A 15,962-nucleotide genomic window follows, 5' to 3' on the forward strand; every position below is an offset into this window, starting at 1 on the left:
GCCGATTTTTATCCCTCGACTGCTGTCGTTCGAGTATGCAGAACGTCTCCGCCGCAGGACTCGGTATCGGCCCGGAGTATCCGCCCCGTATCATGGGCGTGTTGAACGTCAGCGAGGAGTCGCCGTACGACCCAAGTGTGTACGACGATCCGGCTGCTGCCGCAGAGTACGTCGATTCCGAACTGCTCGCCGAAGGTGCGGATATCGTAGACGTGGGTCTCGAATCGGCGAACAAGCGGTTCGAAGTGCTCACTGCCGAGGAGGAACTCGACCGGTTGGACGCAGCGGTCGAAACCATCGAACGAGTTTCCGGCGATGCGGTCTTCTCCATCGAAACGCGCTACGCCGAAGTCGCCGACGAAGCGCTCTCGCGGGGGTTCGACATGGTGAACGACATCTGTGGGTTCGCCGACCCGGAGATGGCGGTGATCTGTGAGGGCCACGACGCCGCTGTTGTGAAGATGGCGAGTCCGCCAGACCTCCGTCGTCCGGGCGCGATCGAGCGCGTGGATGACATCTACGACGCGCTGGCCAGTGACCCCCTGACTGACAAGACCATCCTCGACCCGGCGTTCGGCGGCTGGAGCGAGGAGAAGACGCTTGCGGACGACCGAGAGACGTTCCATCGCCTCGGCGAGTTTCGAGAACTGGGACGACCTCTCCTCGTCTCCATCAATCGGAAGAACTTCCTCGGTGACGTGGTGGACAGAGAAACCGACGACCGACTTCCGGCGAGCCTCGCGGCGACGGCACTGGCGGTCGAACGCGGTGCCGACGTGATCCGAACACACGATGTCGCAGAAACGCTCGACGCGGCGACGATCGGGCGCGTCTTCGGACGAGAAGAATGACGGGAAGACTTATGCCGAACGACCAACCAACGGGGAGTAAGCCGGAAGTGCTTCCATGGGTAGGGGTACTCGTTGGACGCACTTCTGGTGCGGCCACCCAACACTTTCGGAGCGACGGATGAAGTATTCCGAATGGAAACCGGTCTACGCCGCCATTCTCGACGATTTTGGCTTCGCTCGTGAGGCCGACGAACGTGCGCGTGACATACTCGCGGAGTTCGCCGTCCCCTTCGACCACGCTCGATTCGAGGATATCGACGGGAGGACGGTGGCCATCGCCGGAGCAGGGCCGTCGCTCGACGACGAACTCGACCGTGCGCAAGAAGCGGAACTCGTCTTCACCGCCTCGACCGCCACAGACATCCTCCTCGATGCAGGTATCGACGTGGATTGCATGGTCACCGACCTCGACAAGAACCCCGAGACGGCCCATGAGTTGACCGAAAACGGGATTCCGGTCGCGGCGCACGCCCATGGTGACAACATCCCGGCCATCCGCGAGTTCGTCCCGACCTTCGACACCAAGCACGTGCTGGCGACGACACAGGCCGAACCTCGTGCCCCGGTTTCCAACTTCGGCGGATTCACCGACGGTGACCGAGCGGCCTTCCTCGCCGATCACTTCGGTGCAGCCGAACTGGTCTTCCTCGGCTGGGACTTCGACGACCCGGCAGTGAGCGAGATGAAACGCAAGAAGTTGCAGTGGGCGGAGCGACTGCTCTACTGGTTGGAACGTCGCCGGGAGGAACGATTTTCCGTGTTGGACGGTCGCCGAGACGACATCGATACGAGCGCGTTACCGGTATAGGAGCGGTTCAGCGTCACCTCGACATGGCGGCACGGCATAGTTTTATCGTCGTTCTTGTCCACCGACAGCATATGGCACACGACTGCTCCTTTCTCGGCGATCTTCCGCTCGACGACGACCAGTTCTCGTTCGGTGACTCCCATCGCTCCGGCCACGCGGGGGACTGGGGAACCCCCGAAGACGAACAGGTAACACCCGACGCGGTAGTGTGGCCCGAATCGACGGCAGACGTGGCGAGCGTGCTCGCGGCGGCGGACGAGCGAGGCGTACCGGTTACGCCCTACGCGGCGGGGACGAGTCTCGAAGGGAACGCGACCCCCGCTCGCGGCGGTATCAGCATGGACGTGAGTCGGATGAATTCGGTGCTCGACGTACGCCCCGATGACTTTCAAGTGGACGTTGAACCGGGCGTCTTCGGCTCGGTCGTGGACGAGACCGTCGCCGGCGACGGTCTCTTCTTCCCACCGTTGCCGTCGTCGGGCGACATCTCGACCATCGGCGGGATGATCGTGAACGACGCCAGTGGGATGAAGACCGTGAAGTACGGCGAAGTGAGCGACTGGGTGCTCGAACTGGAAGCGGTACTGGCGGACGGGTCGGTCATCACGGCTGGGAGCAAGGCGGTCAAAACCTCCAGCGGCTACAACCTGAAAGACCTCATCGTCGGCAGCGAAGGAACCCTCGCGGTCGTCACGCGCGCGACGCTCGAACTCGCCGGAATCCCCGAGCAGATTCGTGGCGGTCGTGCCATCTTCGAAACCCTGTCGGACGCGGTCGAAGCAGTCTCCGACGCTGTGTGCTCGGGTGTGGACGTGGCGACCATCGAACTCGTGGACGGGACGAGCGCGACCATGGCCAACGCTTACACCGGTGCTTCGCTCCCGGATTCCCCGATGGTGTTCGTCGAGTTCCACGCGAATCACGGCATCGAGGAAGAGATCGAATTCTGCCGTTCGGTGTTCGAGGCACACGACGTGTCACGGTTCGAGATCGCCGAGGGTGACGAGATGGACGAACTGTGGCAGGCCCGGCGGGAACTCGCCTACGCGGTGCAGACCTACGACCCGGAACTCTCGCCGCTCCATCCCGGCGACGTGACGGTGCCCATCAGCGAGTATCCCGAGATGGTTCGGCTCGTGCGCCGACTCGCGGACGACCACGACCTGCTGATCCCTTGTTTCGGTCACGCAGGAGATGGCAACCTCCACTACTCGGTGCTGGTGGACGAGACCGACGACGAGCAGGTCGAACGCGCCCAAAAGGTGCAGACCGAGATCGTCCGGCACGCCATCGACGTCGGTGGCACCTGCACGGGCGAGCACGGCATCGGTCGCGGAAAGCGCGAGTATCTGGAACTCGAACACGGCACGGAGAGCGTCGAAGCGATGCGACGGATCAAGCACGCACTCGACCCGAACGACACGTTGAATCCGGGGAAGATATTCCCGGAGACACGGGATGGAGGGCGGGTACAGTGAGAGGACGGGACGATAGCACTGGCGATGAAGAGACCGTTCTCGTCGTTACTGATTCGACCCGGTGAGGGCGGCCTGCGCATGGCGAACTGTGTAGCGGAGGACACGATCCCCGTGGTTCCGAGTACAGTTCGCGGAACGACCCGCCGAGTTCGCGAGTTCGATAGGTGTCTCGAATCTCGTCGGTGGTCACCGGGGTTTTACGGCCAGGCCACATACCGTTTCGAATGGACTCCAATGAAGTCCGTCAGGAATGGGCAGAACGGTCGGGGGAGTATTCGCCGGACTACTACGCCTACTACGGACCGAACGAGACGAGCGAGTTGATACGCGAGCGTCTCGATTCCGTCCTCGACTCGACTGCGGCAATCTTGGAACTCGGCTGTAGTTCGGGTCGCCATCTCTCTCACCTCCACGACAACGGCTACGAAAATCTGTCCGGCATCGACATCAACGACGAGGCGTTCGACGTGATGGAGACGACGTATCCCGACCTCGAAGCGAGTGGCAGGTTCTACCTCGATGCGATTGGAAACGTCGTCGGTGAGTTCGACACCGGCCAGTTCAATGCCATCTTCTCAGTCGAGACCCTCCAGCACCTCCACCCGGACGACGAGGGGATCTTCGAGGAACTCGCCCGGATCACGGACGGCTACCTCATCACGGTCGAAAACGAAGGTGAGGCCGACGACCGAGCGACAGGAGAGGTCGCGGTGAAGTACATCGACGACGACTTCCCGCTGTACTTTCGAAACTGGAAGCACGTCTTCACCCAACGCGGCTTCGTCGAGGTCGATTCCGAACAGCTCGAACGAGACACGGTTCGAGTGTTCCGAACCGAATAGCACTGGCAGCCGAAATCTCGTCTTCCTTCTCGGGATCTCAGTCGTGAACCAGCACGTCCACGACGCTCGGGCCGTCTTCTTCGAGCGCGGTCGCTACCGTCGATTCGATGTCTTCGGGTGACTCCACGAGATACCCCGACGCTCCGTGGCTCTCCGCATTCTTGGGAATCTCGACAGGTGGCTCGAAATCCATCCCGACGAACTCGTGGTCGTCGTCCGTCCCGCCGAACAGCTTTATGGTGTTGTCCTTGAGGATGCGATAGTTGCGGTTGTCCGGAATCACGACTGTCAGATCCACGTCGTACCGCGCCGCCGAGTAGAGCGTGTGCGGGTAGTAGAGATACGATCCATCGCCGATGAATCCGACGACCGGTCTAGGGTCGTCGCGCCCAGCTTCGGCCATCGCGGCCCCGACCGCGGCGGGTAGCCCGTAACCGAGTCCGCCGCCTTTGTTCGAGATGTACGATTCGCGCTCGAAGTTCCAGCGTGTGAGCAGGGCGTACTTCGAGGTGACTCCCTCGTCCACGACGTAGGCGTCCGGGACGACGGAGCGCAGGGCATCCACGAGTTCGGCTTTCGAGGCTCGGGGGTCGTCGGATTCGTCTTCGCCCATCGACGCGATCTTCTGTTGTGCGAAGCTCTTGAACTGCTGGACGCGCTCCAGTCGGCCTGCCAGTTCGTCGTCCGCGACCTCGACCTGCTCGGCAATAGCGTCCATGACGAGACCGAGGTCGCCGACGACTGCAACGTCTGCCGGAGTGGTCTTTCCGACCTGCCACGGGTCGTCGTTCAGGTCGATGGCGGTCGCGTGTTCGGAGACGAGGTCGCGGTCGTGGCGCGTGAGGGTCGTGTTGGTCGAACAGCCCGCGAAGACGATGGTGTCGCTGTTCATCGTCGCCGCCGCGAGGTCTTCGTCCGGCGGGATGTGAGAGACCCACTGCTCGTGGTCTGTCGGGTACGATACCTCACACGACAGGATCTCGGCGTGGACTCGCGCACCCGTCTCCTCCGCGAGCCGAACCGCCGCATCGACCGGGTCGGTCTCGGACTGTGCTCCGTGGCGGGGAACGTGGTCACCGACGACGAGAACGGGGTCGTTTGCTTCCGTGAGTAACTCTGCCGCCTGTTCGATTCCGGTGGGATCACCCCCGCCGGGATTCTGGATTCGACCGACTCGTTGCGGTTCGGCGTCCGTATCGGCCATCATCACATCGAGCGGAAGGGCGAGGAAGACCGGGCCGGTCGGTGGGGTTTGGGCCACGCGGAACGCTCGTCGCAGCATCGTCGGAAGCGCCGATACGTCGGTCACCTCTGCGCTCCACTTCGTGAACTGGTCGGTCATGGCGAGCAGGTCGCCGGAGAGGATGGGTTCCTCGTGGCGGAAATCGAGGCTGTGTGCCCCTGCCGTCACGACGAGTGGGGCACCCGTCACGGACGCTCCGTAGAGGTTCCCGAGGCCGTGTGCGACCCCCGGTGCGACGTGGAGGTTGACGACACCGACCGGACATCCCTCTTGGGCGTCGTACTGGCGGGTGCTGGCGTAGCCCGCGGCCATCCCGACCGCGATATCCTCGTGAGGTGCGAGGACGTATTCCAGTTCGCTTTCCCCGAGCGCACGCATAACGGGCAGTTCCGTCGTCCCGGGATTCCCGAAGACGTACTCGACGCCGTAGGATTCGAGGGCATCGGTGAACAGGCCGGCCCCCGTGCGTGAATCTACCATGGCGGTGACTGGACGCGAAGGGCTAAACCGTTTCCGGAGGGTGAGAGACGTTCGCATCTGTTCCCTGAAACTCTGTGAAATGCTAACTCGACCCCGATAATTTTGAAGTTTCTCCGGCTGATAAGCCCGATACCAACTGATAGGGAGTGTTTCAAAATACGATGCAATCATCTCGATTCCGTAACGTCGCGTTGTTCTCTCTGCTCGCAACGATCTGGGGGTCGTCGTTCGTCGCTATCGAAACCGGTCTCCGGACGTTTCCGCCCGTCCTGTTCGCCGCACTTCGGTACGACGTCGCCAGCGTGGTGCTGTTGGCCGTCGTGGTCGGACTGGGCTATCGCCGGGAGGAGTTCGAGTGGCGACCGGCGACGCGAACCGACTGGTCGCTCGTCACCATCGGCGGCATCTTCATCTTCGGCCTCTACCTCGCGCTCGTCTTCACCGGCCAGCAGTACGTCACGAGCGGTGTCGCCGCGGTCGTCCTGAGCCTGAAACCGGTCGTGACGCCGATCTTCGCGCTCGTCCTCCTGCCGAACGAACGCTTCGATGCTCTCGAAATCGTCGGCGTCTTGCTCGCGCTGGTCGGCGTCGTCGTGGTGGCGAACCCGACCTCCCTCGACGGCACCGCCATCGGTGTCGGACTGTTGTTCGCCGCCGCAATCGTCTTCACGCTCGCGTCCGTGTTGACACAGCGGATTCGAACGTCACTTCCGACGCTCACCCAGCAGGCGTGGATGATGGTCGTCGGTGCGCTCTTCCTCCACATCACGAGCGCCGCGATTCGCGGTTGGCCGACCGTGTCGCCGTCGCCGCTCGCACTGGCGTCGCTCGCGTATCTCGCGTTCGTCGTCAGCCTCGCGGGATACTTCATCTACTTCGACCTCTTGGAGCGCCTCGGTGCGAGCGAGGTCAACCTCGTGAACTACGTCGTTCCGGTCGTCGCAACCCTCTTCGGATGGCTCCTCCTCGGCGAACCCATCAGCCGCGAGACGGTACTCGGATTCCTCGTCATCCTCGCCGGGTTCGTCCTGCTGAAGTGGGCCTCCCTGAAACGTGGGGTCGTGGCAGTACGCCGCCCTTCGCGGACGCTTCCGGGAGCGGCCTCGTCCGATACCGTGGTCGTCTCGGGCAACGTCTACTATCGGCGCTAAAACCGATTCGTTTGATCGGCCAAGAGACCGCTCCGTTTCACCGAGCAATGTCGTCGTCTGTGTGCGCGAGTGCGAGTCGAATCCCCGCATCTCCAGCACGGTCGAAATCCTCGAACTGGAAAGGCGTGAGTTCGACGTCCGGCGTGAACACGTCGCCGACCTCGTCGGGGCAAAACTCGACGTGCCGGAACGAGACCGTGAACTCGAGCCCGGTGTTGGGAAGTTCGTCTTCCAGAAGATCACGTGGGACGTTCGGCGCTTGCGAGGGTGGAACACCGACGACAGACGCTCCGAGCCTGGATAACACGAACGCTGGTTCCGCACCTGCAGAGTAGGTAGACGCAGATGTGACCACGACGACCGTCTCTGGCCGATAGTAGCCCTCGTACTCGCCGATATCGAACTCGGAAGCCAGTGTCGGGATGTGTTCGATGAACTCGGGAAGTGCCTCGTCGTGGTCGGACGCTTGTTTTTCGAAGTACTCGTCGAAATCGAAACCCGCCGGGTTCTCGGTTTCCCCGATCGGGCCTTCCTCACCGAAGTTGCGTCTGTACAACGCCGAATCTTTCGGGATGCTGACCCGTTCTTCGTTCGCCTTCGCGATTCCGTCTTCCCCATAGAGAACGTAGACGAGCAAGATAGTGAGCAACGAGGTTCCACCGCCGTTGTCGCGGGTGTCGACCACAAGCGTCTCCGTCCCGGCAGTCGCCATCTCCTCGGCCAACTCGAACAGGACAGCCGCCGCCGAGGGAATCGCTGCTATCATCTCTTCGTGATCTTTCGGAACAGGTTCGCTGACCACCCGTTCGTAGGTTCTTCTGGCCTGCCGTTCGGCGCTTTCGTGTTCGAGAGCCGCCAGCAGTTCGTGCGTCTCACGGTGGTCGAGCATGTTCGGTAGCGCCAGTAAGGCAGTCGAACGGTCGGCGTCGAGAAACCGATACGCCGGTTCACCGTTCGTGTTCGGATACTCGACCGTCGTTTCGAGCGTCGATACGGGATCTTCCGCTTCGACTGGATTCAGATTCCGTTCGACGGTCGTTCCGTCGTGCATCTCGATTCGTGTGGGGAGCGCCGTCTTTGGAGTGCCGAGCAAGTGGGTGAGCGAATCCATCGCTTCGAGTGTCTTGGCTAATTTCGTGGAGTCGCCGTACACATTTTCGGCACTCGTGAGCGATGACAGACGCTCTCGAAGGGTAGCCACCGATTCACCATCGACTGCGGCGAGTCGCCCGCCGAGGAGGTCTGCGTGCTGGTCGTCGTAGACCGAATCGACGTAGAGTTCGGTTCCCACGACGCGAAATCCGAGGGGAGATCTTCCCTCGACCTCGTCTTCTATCGAGTCGAGGGGACGAACCTTCGTGTGACCGTCCCGAATCCTGGCGACGAATCGAGCGATTCGCTCGTAAAAGTCCTCAATAGATTCTCCGTCCTCGGGAATCGCTCGAATCGACTCTTCGAGGCGACGATGGAACTGTACTCTGCCGCCGTGATTCGTGTAGGGGTCTGGATGGGCGTCTTCGAGCGTTTCGGCCAGTGTTCGAGCATCTTCGACCAGTTCCTCGCGGGGATAGCGAGATCGCGGATCGTCAGCCATCAGTCGTTTATCGAACTAGACAGAGCTGATAAAAAGATGACCCTCGACCCTCCCCTTCGCCCGAACGTACAAGTGAAACTCCGTCGTCACAGATGCTATGGCCATCTGTTCGCACTGCAAATCGGATATCACCGACTGGGCACAACGACTCGAACGCGGGGCCGCGGCCAGTACGCCGAAAGTCTGGACGTGTCTGGACTATGACACCAGCCTCGGAATCACGGATTGGGGGTCGTCGTGATGCCGATTCCGGGATGGCGACGTCGTGAAGACCTGGAAGGAGGGAAGCAGATTCGAATCTGGCTCAGCGAGGACGAGAGCGAAGAACTGTACGTCGAGAATCTGACCTACCGGGACGAGGGGTACGCGGTGTACTCCTACGACGTGTCGGAAGACGAGTGGGACACCATCACCGAGACCGAGTCGAGAGCCGACGCTGTCGAGCAGGCGACCGACTGGGCCGAACGTCGAGACTAGAGAAGTGCCCTTGACATCCTCCCCGCCCTGAAGGGCGAGGATTCCCGCGTGGGGCATCGGGTCGGTTCCAAAGTCCCCGCGGGCAACTTCCTCCCGCCGGAGGGAGTACCGGGTTCGTGCGTTCCACGTCAGGGCGGTGAGCGCGTGGTGACGCCGACTCGGAGGGAGTCGCCCTGCTTGTGGCGCTTCCCGCGCCCAATCCCTAACGGACTGTGCGAACGCGGGAATTCGCCCCCATCGTTTCGACGGGGGCGACACGGGCCGTGCCATCGACCGGACTCCGCCACGATGGTCGTGGCGAAGTGCAATCGCGAACGGGGCGTGGTTTGGTTGTGCCGTCACCCCCTCCCGTACATGGGCGTTACCGCCCGATTCCAGCGGGGCTACGGGTTCTGTGAGGACGGCGAACGAATTTTAACCACGGACTCCCCACCTCGTTGTGAACCGAGGTGGTGGGCGTAGAACCGTCCGTGTCGGCGGGAAGCGACCCCGGGTCTTCCAATTGATACTTTACGCGATTGGCTTAACTAAGAGTCCGATGCCGAGCTACTTGGTGACATCCTCCCACGACTGAAGTCGTGGGCTTCCCACGCCCGGTTGCGTTGGTTTGGGAACCTCGGGTTTCCGACCCGACACGCCGATGGGAGTGCCACGCCCCCGTTACTCCTATCCTGGGAAAGACTCGGAGGTACCTGCTTGTTTTGTGTCGGTCTGCATGTCCGAGGGCTCACGTTTTGATGCGGCAAACACCGAGTCAACTGCCAATTTTCGGACTGTCAGAATCCGATGGGAAACCATCGAATCGACAAACCCAGATACGTTGTGAGGGCACTCAAATCTATTGATTTCAGTGTTTGAAACCGATGACGGCGATTCATCCCACGACTGAAGTCGTAGGTTTTCTCGCACTGCAATTCTATAATAGTGGTTGCGTAGTGTATTGTCGGATTCATCCCCGCGCTTTAGCGCGGGGCTTTCTCCTCGACTCTCCGTAGTTCGTCGCTCGTGTCGAGGTCGGTGAGTTCGGAATCGACGTCGAGTTCCGAGAGGACTCCCCGGCCCGCGTCAGACCTCCGTAGCGCCTTCGCGTGACTCAGATACGAGAGCCGTAGCAACCAGAGCGCACCATCTACATCGTTCTGTTGCCTGACATAGAACGTCGTCCACCCCGATTCGGGATAGATGTGGTGTGGTTCGGTTCGGCCCTCCTCCACCAACTGGTCGCGCACCCGGCGCGGAAAGGCGATGTCGAGGATACCCCACTCGTGGACGTGGCCCACCTTCCGGGGGCCGAGACGGAACTCGGTGCCACCGAATCGGTGATCTCCCGTCTCGATACCCGCCCAATTCGATACGTCCGCGACGATTCGATCTATCGAGTCAGTCATTCGATTCTCTCCCATCTACCCTTCGTCTGTGATCTTCTGCCCCCAGAATCCCCCGTGTTTCTGGACGTCCACGTCACCGAGAACGCGCGTCTGACACGCGAGTCGAAGCCCCGACTCTGGGTCGTGTGGTGTTTTCGAGAGTCGGCGCTCCTCTTTCGTGTTCGGCTCGCTCACCTCCCCATCTACTTCGACGGCACAGGTACCACAGGCTGCATTTCCCCGGCAGTTCAGGTAGTGTGCCGTGCCGTTGTGCGGTGTCTCACCAGCGTCGAGGAGCACGTTTCGCAGCACTGCACCTTCCTCACACTCGATTGCCCGGTCACGGAATCTGACGGTCGGCATGGTGTGGTAATCGCTCTCGGACGACTTCGTTCTTTCCGCAAAACAGCAGATGGCCCTGTCGAGGCACTTCGTCGGGTGGGCCATCTTTGGCTGGCAGTCGTTCAGCAGTGGTCGTCAACGATGGTACGCTGTTTTCGGGGCAATTTCGCCCCAGTCTGGATACGGTGTGGAAGAAAAATACCGACGTTGCCTAACTGGTCAGGGTGCCAATGCGGCCATCGTCTTGCGAGCATCTTCGACGGTCGCACCGCGTGGGAACCCGACCGCCACCGCATCGACGCCGTCGATATCGACGAACTTCTGGAACTCTTCGCGTGCGCGCTCTGGCGTGCCTGTGGCCCCGAGGTCATCTAACAGGTCGTCGCCGACGAGTTCGGTGGCTCGCTCTTTGTCGCCGTTGCCCCACGCCGACGCGATCTCGAAGGCGAGGTCTTCGTACCCCTGCCGGGCCAGCGAATCGCGGTAGTAGGTTCCCATGCCACCGACGTAGAAGGCGGCGTGCTGGCGTGCGAGCTGGCGGGCGCGCTCGCCGTCCTCCAGCGCACAGCAGGTCAACGAGAGCGTCACCCGAACGTCATCGCGGTCACGGTCGCCGAGTTCGACGCCTCTCCGCAGGTCTTCGAGTCGGTCGCGTATCCCGTCCGGGGTGAAGACGGTCGCGTGCCAGCCGTCGGCGAATCGACCGGCGAGTTCCACCGATTTCGGCCCCATCCCGGCGGCGTCGATCGGTGGCGGCGTCTCGGGTGGCTCACAGCGCAGTCGGAAGCCACCGAGCGTGAAACAGTCGCCGTCGTAGTTCACCGTCTCGCCAGCCAACGCCTTGCGGACGATGTCGATGGTCTCGCGCGTGCGTCGGAGCGGACGGTCGAACGACTCGCCGTGCCACCCCTGGATGACCGCCGGGCCGCTCGGCCCGATCCCGACTCGGAGTCGGCCGTCGGACACTTCTTGGAGCGTGGCCGCGGTCTGGCCGATGAGTGCGGGCGACCGCGAGTAGACGTTCAAGATGGACGGGCCGAGCCCGATCTCGTCGGTTCCGAGTGCCATCGCGGTCAGACTCGTCACCGCGTCGCGCCCCCACGTCTCGGGGAGCCACGCGCGCTCGTAACCCAATTCTTCCGCTTTCTGTGTGAGGTCGACCAACGTATCGACGCTCGGCTGTGCCGCGACCGGAAGGTGAACCGTTCTCGCTGCGGGCATTTCCTACGAATGCGGTGTGGGGGTTCGTATCACTGTCGGTGTTCATGAGCGGGTTGTGGGTTCAATATTCGTGGTCGAGAAAATTCCGACGAACAGGGCTCTCGGTGTTGCTAGCAATCGCCAATTCACAGGAAACTATCTTCTCTCTGAAACCGTTCGTTTCTGTGTTGCTAGCTATCTCCGACGTTGAATACCGCAACCGCACCTCGTCCTCCCCAACCTCCTCCCCTACTCCGGACGAGCGACCCTCGGCCGGGTTCTCGCTCACTGCGTTCACGAGAACATCATTCAGTCGTCCCTCGCGCGGGCGAACCTCCATAAGAGGTTCGCCATCGCGCGCCGGAATGATTCGTGAAGATTCGAGTAATCCAAATTTCCCGTGTCGCGCGCGCTGGCACAGCCACGAGGGCAGCGGTCGTCCGAGGGGCTGTGCTGACTCCGTGCGAGGGATGAGTACCGGAACGCAGTGAGGAACGCAATCGGCTGGGGAGGCTCGTGGCTGTCGCGGTGCGGTGGCGGTATGGTCACAGTCGGCGATAGCTAGCGACGTGGCAAAGAAACAAACTCTCAAATAGATGGCAGTTACCGTTGATTCTCCAATAGCTAGTGACAGAATCCGAAAGACGAGAAATCCGACGATGAAAGACTGATCTGTCCTTCCTAGTCCGACCAGCCGAACTGCTCTTTCGCCTGTTCGATCGCACCCTGCAGCTTCTTCTCCAGTTCGTCGATAGACCGCTGGACGTAGTGGACTCGTTCGCGGGGAATCCGCCGAACTACGTCGTCGCCCTCGTCGTTTTCACCGACCTTGATGAGCCAGTGGTCGTCGAAGTAGACGACATCCTCGTTCTCGATATCGCGTTCTATCGTCCCCTCGCCGGGGTCGTCGTAGACGATAGTCGCCGTACCAACGTCTGGGTCTGGCATGGGTCGGTCTATTCGGGCGAGATGGGAGAGGCTTCTGGCCGCCGACTATGCGATGGCCGTCGATTACGCGAGCGTGAGGCTTCCGAGTCCGAGCGCCTGCATCAGCGGGATACCGCTCGCCAGCGCACCGAGGAGGTAGCCGCCGATCGCACCGCCGTTGAGGAGCGGGAGCCCGGCGTGCGCGCGGCCTTTCAGCACCATCCAGAGCAGGACGACCAGCCCGGCCAGCGTACCGATCATCGCGGTCAGTGCGGGCAGATTGAGCGCCATACCGGAGACCAGTGGGTCGGCCTCCGAGAAGAACGCGGCACTGGCGACGAGGACGGTGGGCATCACGGCGTCACCGAGACCGATGAAGAAGGCGTCTCGGTCTCCCTCACCGGGTTCTACGTGCTCGTCGATCGCACCCTCGTTGGTGGCCTGTGCGGTCTCGTCCAGAAACGAGTAGGAGAGCGTCAGCGGAATCACGAGGATAACGGGTATCTTCAGATCCATCACGCCGGATGCGAGCGTGAGCATGTGCTCCGTGCCGTAGACACTGATGGCGTCGTAGATGGCGAGGACGGCGAGCAGGAGGATGGCCGGGAGAAGGCCGAAACTGATACCGAACAGGCCCGCCGCACCCGCACCCATGACGACCCCGGCGGCGTCGATGACGTACCATTCGGGGTAGACGGCGAGCGCCACGGCCACCAGCGCGGCAGCGACCCAGGCGATGACGTTTATCGGTGCGCCACCGACCGAGATCTCGACCACGGACGGGATAACGACGCTGAAGACGTACAGCGAGAGCATTCCGCTGGTGAGGATGATGACCGCCCGGAGAATCCACTCGACGCCGAGTTTGATGATCGCCAGCATACCTGCCGTGAAGACGAGGATGACTGCGACGTAGACGAGACTGTTCGCCGGGTCGGAGGGGTCTTCGACCGTCTGGTAGCCAGCCGATTCGAACGGTTCGACCAGCGCCAGCGCGCCGAGTTGCACCCCGAGGAAGATGGCGATAGTCAACCCGGAGGCGAAGAGAATCCGCGTTCGTTGTTCCATGACCTGAGCATAGAAGTGATCCCTCTTTGTGGTTTTGGGTTCGACAGCTTCGGCGGGAACGGTGTCGTACAGTGGGTTCGCTGACTGGTGGGTGTTTAAAGACGGTGCTAGATATCGTACCCGAAAACCGATCACCGACCCGTTCGAACCACTCGCTCCAGTCGACCGACCGTCTCGGTCTCCGGTTCCTCGTCCGCTTCGTCACCGCCCTCGACTCGCTCGACCGGCGGATCGCGGTACTCGGTGTAGACGTTCCAGATGGTCTCGTCGGTCGCTCGGACGGTGAACTCCCGGACATCGTTCTCGGGTCGCCAGATGCGCGTCACCTCTCCCTCGGTGGTTCCACCGGCCCCTGGATTCCGCTTTGGCGACCATTCGAGTCGGACGGTCGTCCCCTCCGTGAGTTCGTCCGGCGTTAGTTCGTCGTTCATCACACCGATTCCCGTCTCGTTTTCCGTCAACGTGACGGCCTTCGGTTCATCGGCTGGAATCGGTGTTTACGTCCATTGGTCGAGACCGGTCTGGGTCACGCTCTCTTCGATCCGCTCGAAGCCACGTTCGACCTCGTCGGCGTGAACGTCCCATTCCTCGGTGACGTACGCTCGTGCTGCCTCGATATCGGGGTTCATCTCGGTGTCGAATTCGTACTCGTCGGTCACGTCGGGGTCGAGGAACAGTTCGCGGATACGATCTGCGTATTCGATGTACTCGTCTCGGTCTTCGAGAACGGCCCAGAGGTCGCCGTGCTCTTTGACCGATTTCAGCGCGGTCTTCGGGCCGACACCGGAGATGCCCTCGTTGAAGTCCGTTCCGCAGAGGATGGCGATGTCAACCAGTTGTTCCCACGTGATGTCGTGTTCTTCGAGCGTGGCGTCGAAGTCCATCAGCTCCGGGTCGCCCTTGCTCGTGAGTTTGCGGAGCGTGAGCGGCGACCCGAAGAGCAGCGCGTCGTAGTCCTCGGTGCCGGTGTAATCGACCGCACCCCGTCGTGCCATGTGCGCCGCTTGCGCTTCGCCCTCGGCAGGGGCTTCGATGACCGGTACGTCGAGCAGGTCGAGCAGTTCCCGCGTCGTCTCCTGGATGACGGGGGTGAGTCGCTGGGTGTGTGCTTCGAGTCGGGCGACCTCTATCGTATCACCCTCCTCGCGCGCATCTTCCAGTTGGTCTTCCAGTTTCTCGCGCTGTTCGCGCCGACTCTCGATCTCGTCGCTCTTGAGGTCGGTCACGCGCCCGTCGAAGACGAATACCGGCGTCAAGTCGTGCTCGAAGAACTTCGGAAGCCCCTGCACGATGCCGACGAGGTTCGCCACCTCGGTACCGTCCGCGGTGGTGTACACCTCGTCGCGCGTCCACTTCACCGTCGTCGTGAGGTAGCGATAGAGCCAGTTGTGGGCGTCCACCGCCACCAGCGATCCATCCAGTTCGTCGAAGCCGACTTCTTCGAGAACGGCGAGTTGCCGCAGTGCAGAATTACCCATTTACGGGCACTAAGTGTGGGGTGGGCTTGAAAGCTCCCGTCCGCTCATACCGGTATCGAGAGGCCGACCATGTCTAAAATCGTGAAGATACCGACCGGAATCCCGACCGTGACGATGGCCTGTCGGCGAGTGATGTCCCGGGCGTGTCGAACCGCCGCCACCCAGACGAAGGCACTCCAGAGGGTGAACAGCAGGTCGACGGAACGCAGGACGAGCGTGGCGAGCGTTCCCCTCGCCACCATCTCCATCGCGGTCTGGGAACCTGCCCGCGCAGCCGGAGACGGGTCGAGCGCGACAGCGACGACCACGAGCGTCACCACGCTGTAGAGGACGGTGGGAAGGAATCCCCATCCCGAGAGAACCACGGTATCGCGCAGTGAGCCATCCGCGTCGAACAGCGACGAGATGGCGTAGAACACGACGCCGTAGAACGCCCAGATGACGAACGGTATCACGAGCGAAATCGCCAGGAGAATGGGGAACGATGGCGGTGTGTTCGGCCCATCGAGAATCCACACCGTCACCAGTGACTTTGCGATGCCGACGATGCCGAGCATCGCCACCACGAGCGCAGGGAGAACGAACGTCGGTGAGGTATTCCGTCGGAAAAAGAACGTGTCGGGATCGAAAAGTACCGTTCGTATCGAACTCATAGA

16 protein-coding genes and 1 pseudogene are annotated in these 15,962 nt (G+C 61.7%); 7 read left to right on the forward strand and 10 right to left on the reverse strand.

Features of this window, described 5'->3' with window-relative positions; genetic code table 11:
• Nucleotides 1-35: 35 nt before the first annotated feature.
• The 4 genes and pseudogenes from folP to ACR3FE_RS08160 form a co-directional block, all read left to right on the forward strand.
• Nucleotides 36-836, forward strand: a pseudogene (folP, locus tag ACR3FE_RS08145) (dihydropteroate synthase); the annotation flags it as partial.
• A 133-nt stretch (nucleotides 837-969) separates the two neighbouring features.
• Nucleotides 970-1,659: a 6-hydroxymethylpterin diphosphokinase MptE-like protein gene (locus ACR3FE_RS08150; protein ID WP_458206583.1), complete on the forward strand. Its 690-nt coding sequence runs from the start codon at nucleotides 970-972 to the stop codon at nucleotides 1,657-1,659.
• A gap of 71 nt (nucleotides 1,660-1,730) precedes the next feature.
• Entirely contained in the window at nucleotides 1,731-3,137 is a 1,407-nt protein-coding gene (locus ACR3FE_RS08155; protein ID WP_458206584.1) for an FAD-binding oxidoreductase, read from the forward strand.
• 224 nt (nucleotides 3,138-3,361) lie between these two features.
• Nucleotides 3,362-3,979 carry a class I SAM-dependent methyltransferase gene (locus tag ACR3FE_RS08160; protein ID WP_458206585.1) on the forward strand — a complete coding sequence of 206 codons (618 nt, stop codon included), beginning with the start codon at nucleotides 3,362-3,364 and terminating at the stop codon, nucleotides 3,977-3,979.
• A 37-nt stretch (nucleotides 3,980-4,016) separates the two neighbouring features.
• Here the strand turns inward: ACR3FE_RS08160 and ACR3FE_RS08165 are convergent, their stop codons facing one another.
• The gene (locus ACR3FE_RS08165; protein WP_458206586.1) at nucleotides 4,017-5,702 is read right to left on the reverse strand and encodes a thiamine pyrophosphate-binding protein; all 1,686 of its coding nucleotides are present in this window, start codon (nucleotides 5,700-5,702) and stop codon (nucleotides 4,017-4,019) included.
• A gap of 161 nt (nucleotides 5,703-5,863) precedes the next feature.
• Between ACR3FE_RS08165 and ACR3FE_RS08170 the strand changes: the two genes are divergently transcribed.
• Nucleotides 5,864-6,853: a DMT family transporter gene (locus ACR3FE_RS08170; RefSeq protein WP_458206587.1), complete on the forward strand. Its 990-nt coding sequence runs from the start codon at nucleotides 5,864-5,866 to the stop codon at nucleotides 6,851-6,853.
• Nucleotides 6,854-6,890: 37 nt separating this feature from the next.
• On the opposite strand, the gene ACR3FE_RS08175 is transcribed toward ACR3FE_RS08170, so the two are convergent.
• On the reverse strand, nucleotides 6,891-8,447 hold the full coding sequence (locus tag ACR3FE_RS08175; RefSeq protein WP_458206588.1) for a hypothetical protein: 1,557 nt from the start codon (nucleotides 8,445-8,447) through the stop codon (nucleotides 6,891-6,893).
• Nucleotides 8,448-8,544: 97 nt separating this feature from the next.
• Here ACR3FE_RS08175 and ACR3FE_RS08180 point away from each other — a divergent pair, with 97 nt between their 5' ends.
• The gene (locus ACR3FE_RS08180; RefSeq protein WP_458206589.1) at nucleotides 8,545-8,688 is read left to right on the forward strand and encodes a hypothetical protein; all 144 of its coding nucleotides are present in this window, start codon (nucleotides 8,545-8,547) and stop codon (nucleotides 8,686-8,688) included.
• Nucleotides 8,688-8,924, forward strand: coding sequence for a hypothetical protein (locus tag ACR3FE_RS08185; protein ID WP_458206590.1), 237 nt, complete (start codon nucleotides 8,688-8,690; stop codon nucleotides 8,922-8,924). Before ACR3FE_RS08180 ends, ACR3FE_RS08185 begins: the two co-directional genes overlap by 1 nt.
• A 962-nt stretch (nucleotides 8,925-9,886) precedes the next feature.
• Here ACR3FE_RS08185 and ACR3FE_RS08190 read toward each other — a convergent pair.
• The 8 genes from ACR3FE_RS08190 to ACR3FE_RS08225 all read right to left on the reverse strand — a co-directional run bounded on the left by ACR3FE_RS08190 (nucleotide 9,887) and on the right by ACR3FE_RS08225 (nucleotide 15,959).
• Entirely contained in the window at nucleotides 9,887-10,312 is a 426-nt protein-coding gene (locus tag ACR3FE_RS08190) for a luciferase domain-containing protein (RefSeq protein ID WP_458206591.1), read from the reverse strand.
• A 15-nt stretch (nucleotides 10,313-10,327) separates the two neighbouring features.
• Nucleotides 10,328-10,654, reverse strand: coding sequence for a 2Fe-2S iron-sulfur cluster-binding protein (locus ACR3FE_RS08195; RefSeq protein ID WP_458206593.1), 327 nt, complete (start codon nucleotides 10,652-10,654; stop codon nucleotides 10,328-10,330).
• A gap of 198 nt (nucleotides 10,655-10,852) precedes the next feature.
• Entirely contained in the window at nucleotides 10,853-11,854 is a 1,002-nt protein-coding gene (locus ACR3FE_RS08200) for a TIGR04024 family LLM class F420-dependent oxidoreductase (protein WP_458206594.1), read from the reverse strand.
• Between the two features lie 660 nt (nucleotides 11,855-12,514).
• A complete protein-coding gene (locus ACR3FE_RS08205) occupies nucleotides 12,515-12,781 on the reverse strand; it encodes a hypothetical protein (RefSeq protein ID WP_458206595.1) in 267 nt (88 codons plus the stop codon).
• 63 nt (nucleotides 12,782-12,844) lie between these two features.
• Complete coding sequence (locus ACR3FE_RS08210; RefSeq protein WP_458206596.1) at nucleotides 12,845-13,828, reverse strand: presenilin family intramembrane aspartyl protease PSH; 984 nt, start codon at nucleotides 13,826-13,828, stop codon at nucleotides 12,845-12,847.
• A gap of 131 nt (nucleotides 13,829-13,959) precedes the next feature.
• The gene (locus ACR3FE_RS08215; protein WP_458206597.1) at nucleotides 13,960-14,259 is read right to left on the reverse strand and encodes a hypothetical protein; all 300 of its coding nucleotides are present in this window, start codon (nucleotides 14,257-14,259) and stop codon (nucleotides 13,960-13,962) included.
• Nucleotides 14,260-14,325: 66 nt separating this feature from the next.
• Complete coding sequence (gene fen / locus ACR3FE_RS08220; protein WP_458206598.1) at nucleotides 14,326-15,306, reverse strand: flap endonuclease-1; 981 nt, start codon at nucleotides 15,304-15,306, stop codon at nucleotides 14,326-14,328.
• Nucleotides 15,307-15,350: 44 nt separating this feature from the next.
• Nucleotides 15,351-15,959 (reverse strand): YIP1 family protein, encoded by a 609-nt coding sequence (locus ACR3FE_RS08225; RefSeq protein ID WP_458206599.1) that lies wholly within the window; start codon nucleotides 15,957-15,959, stop codon nucleotides 15,351-15,353.
• Nucleotides 15,960-15,962: the final 3 nt, after the last annotated feature.

Source organism: Haladaptatus rarus, from assembly GCF_054177585.1.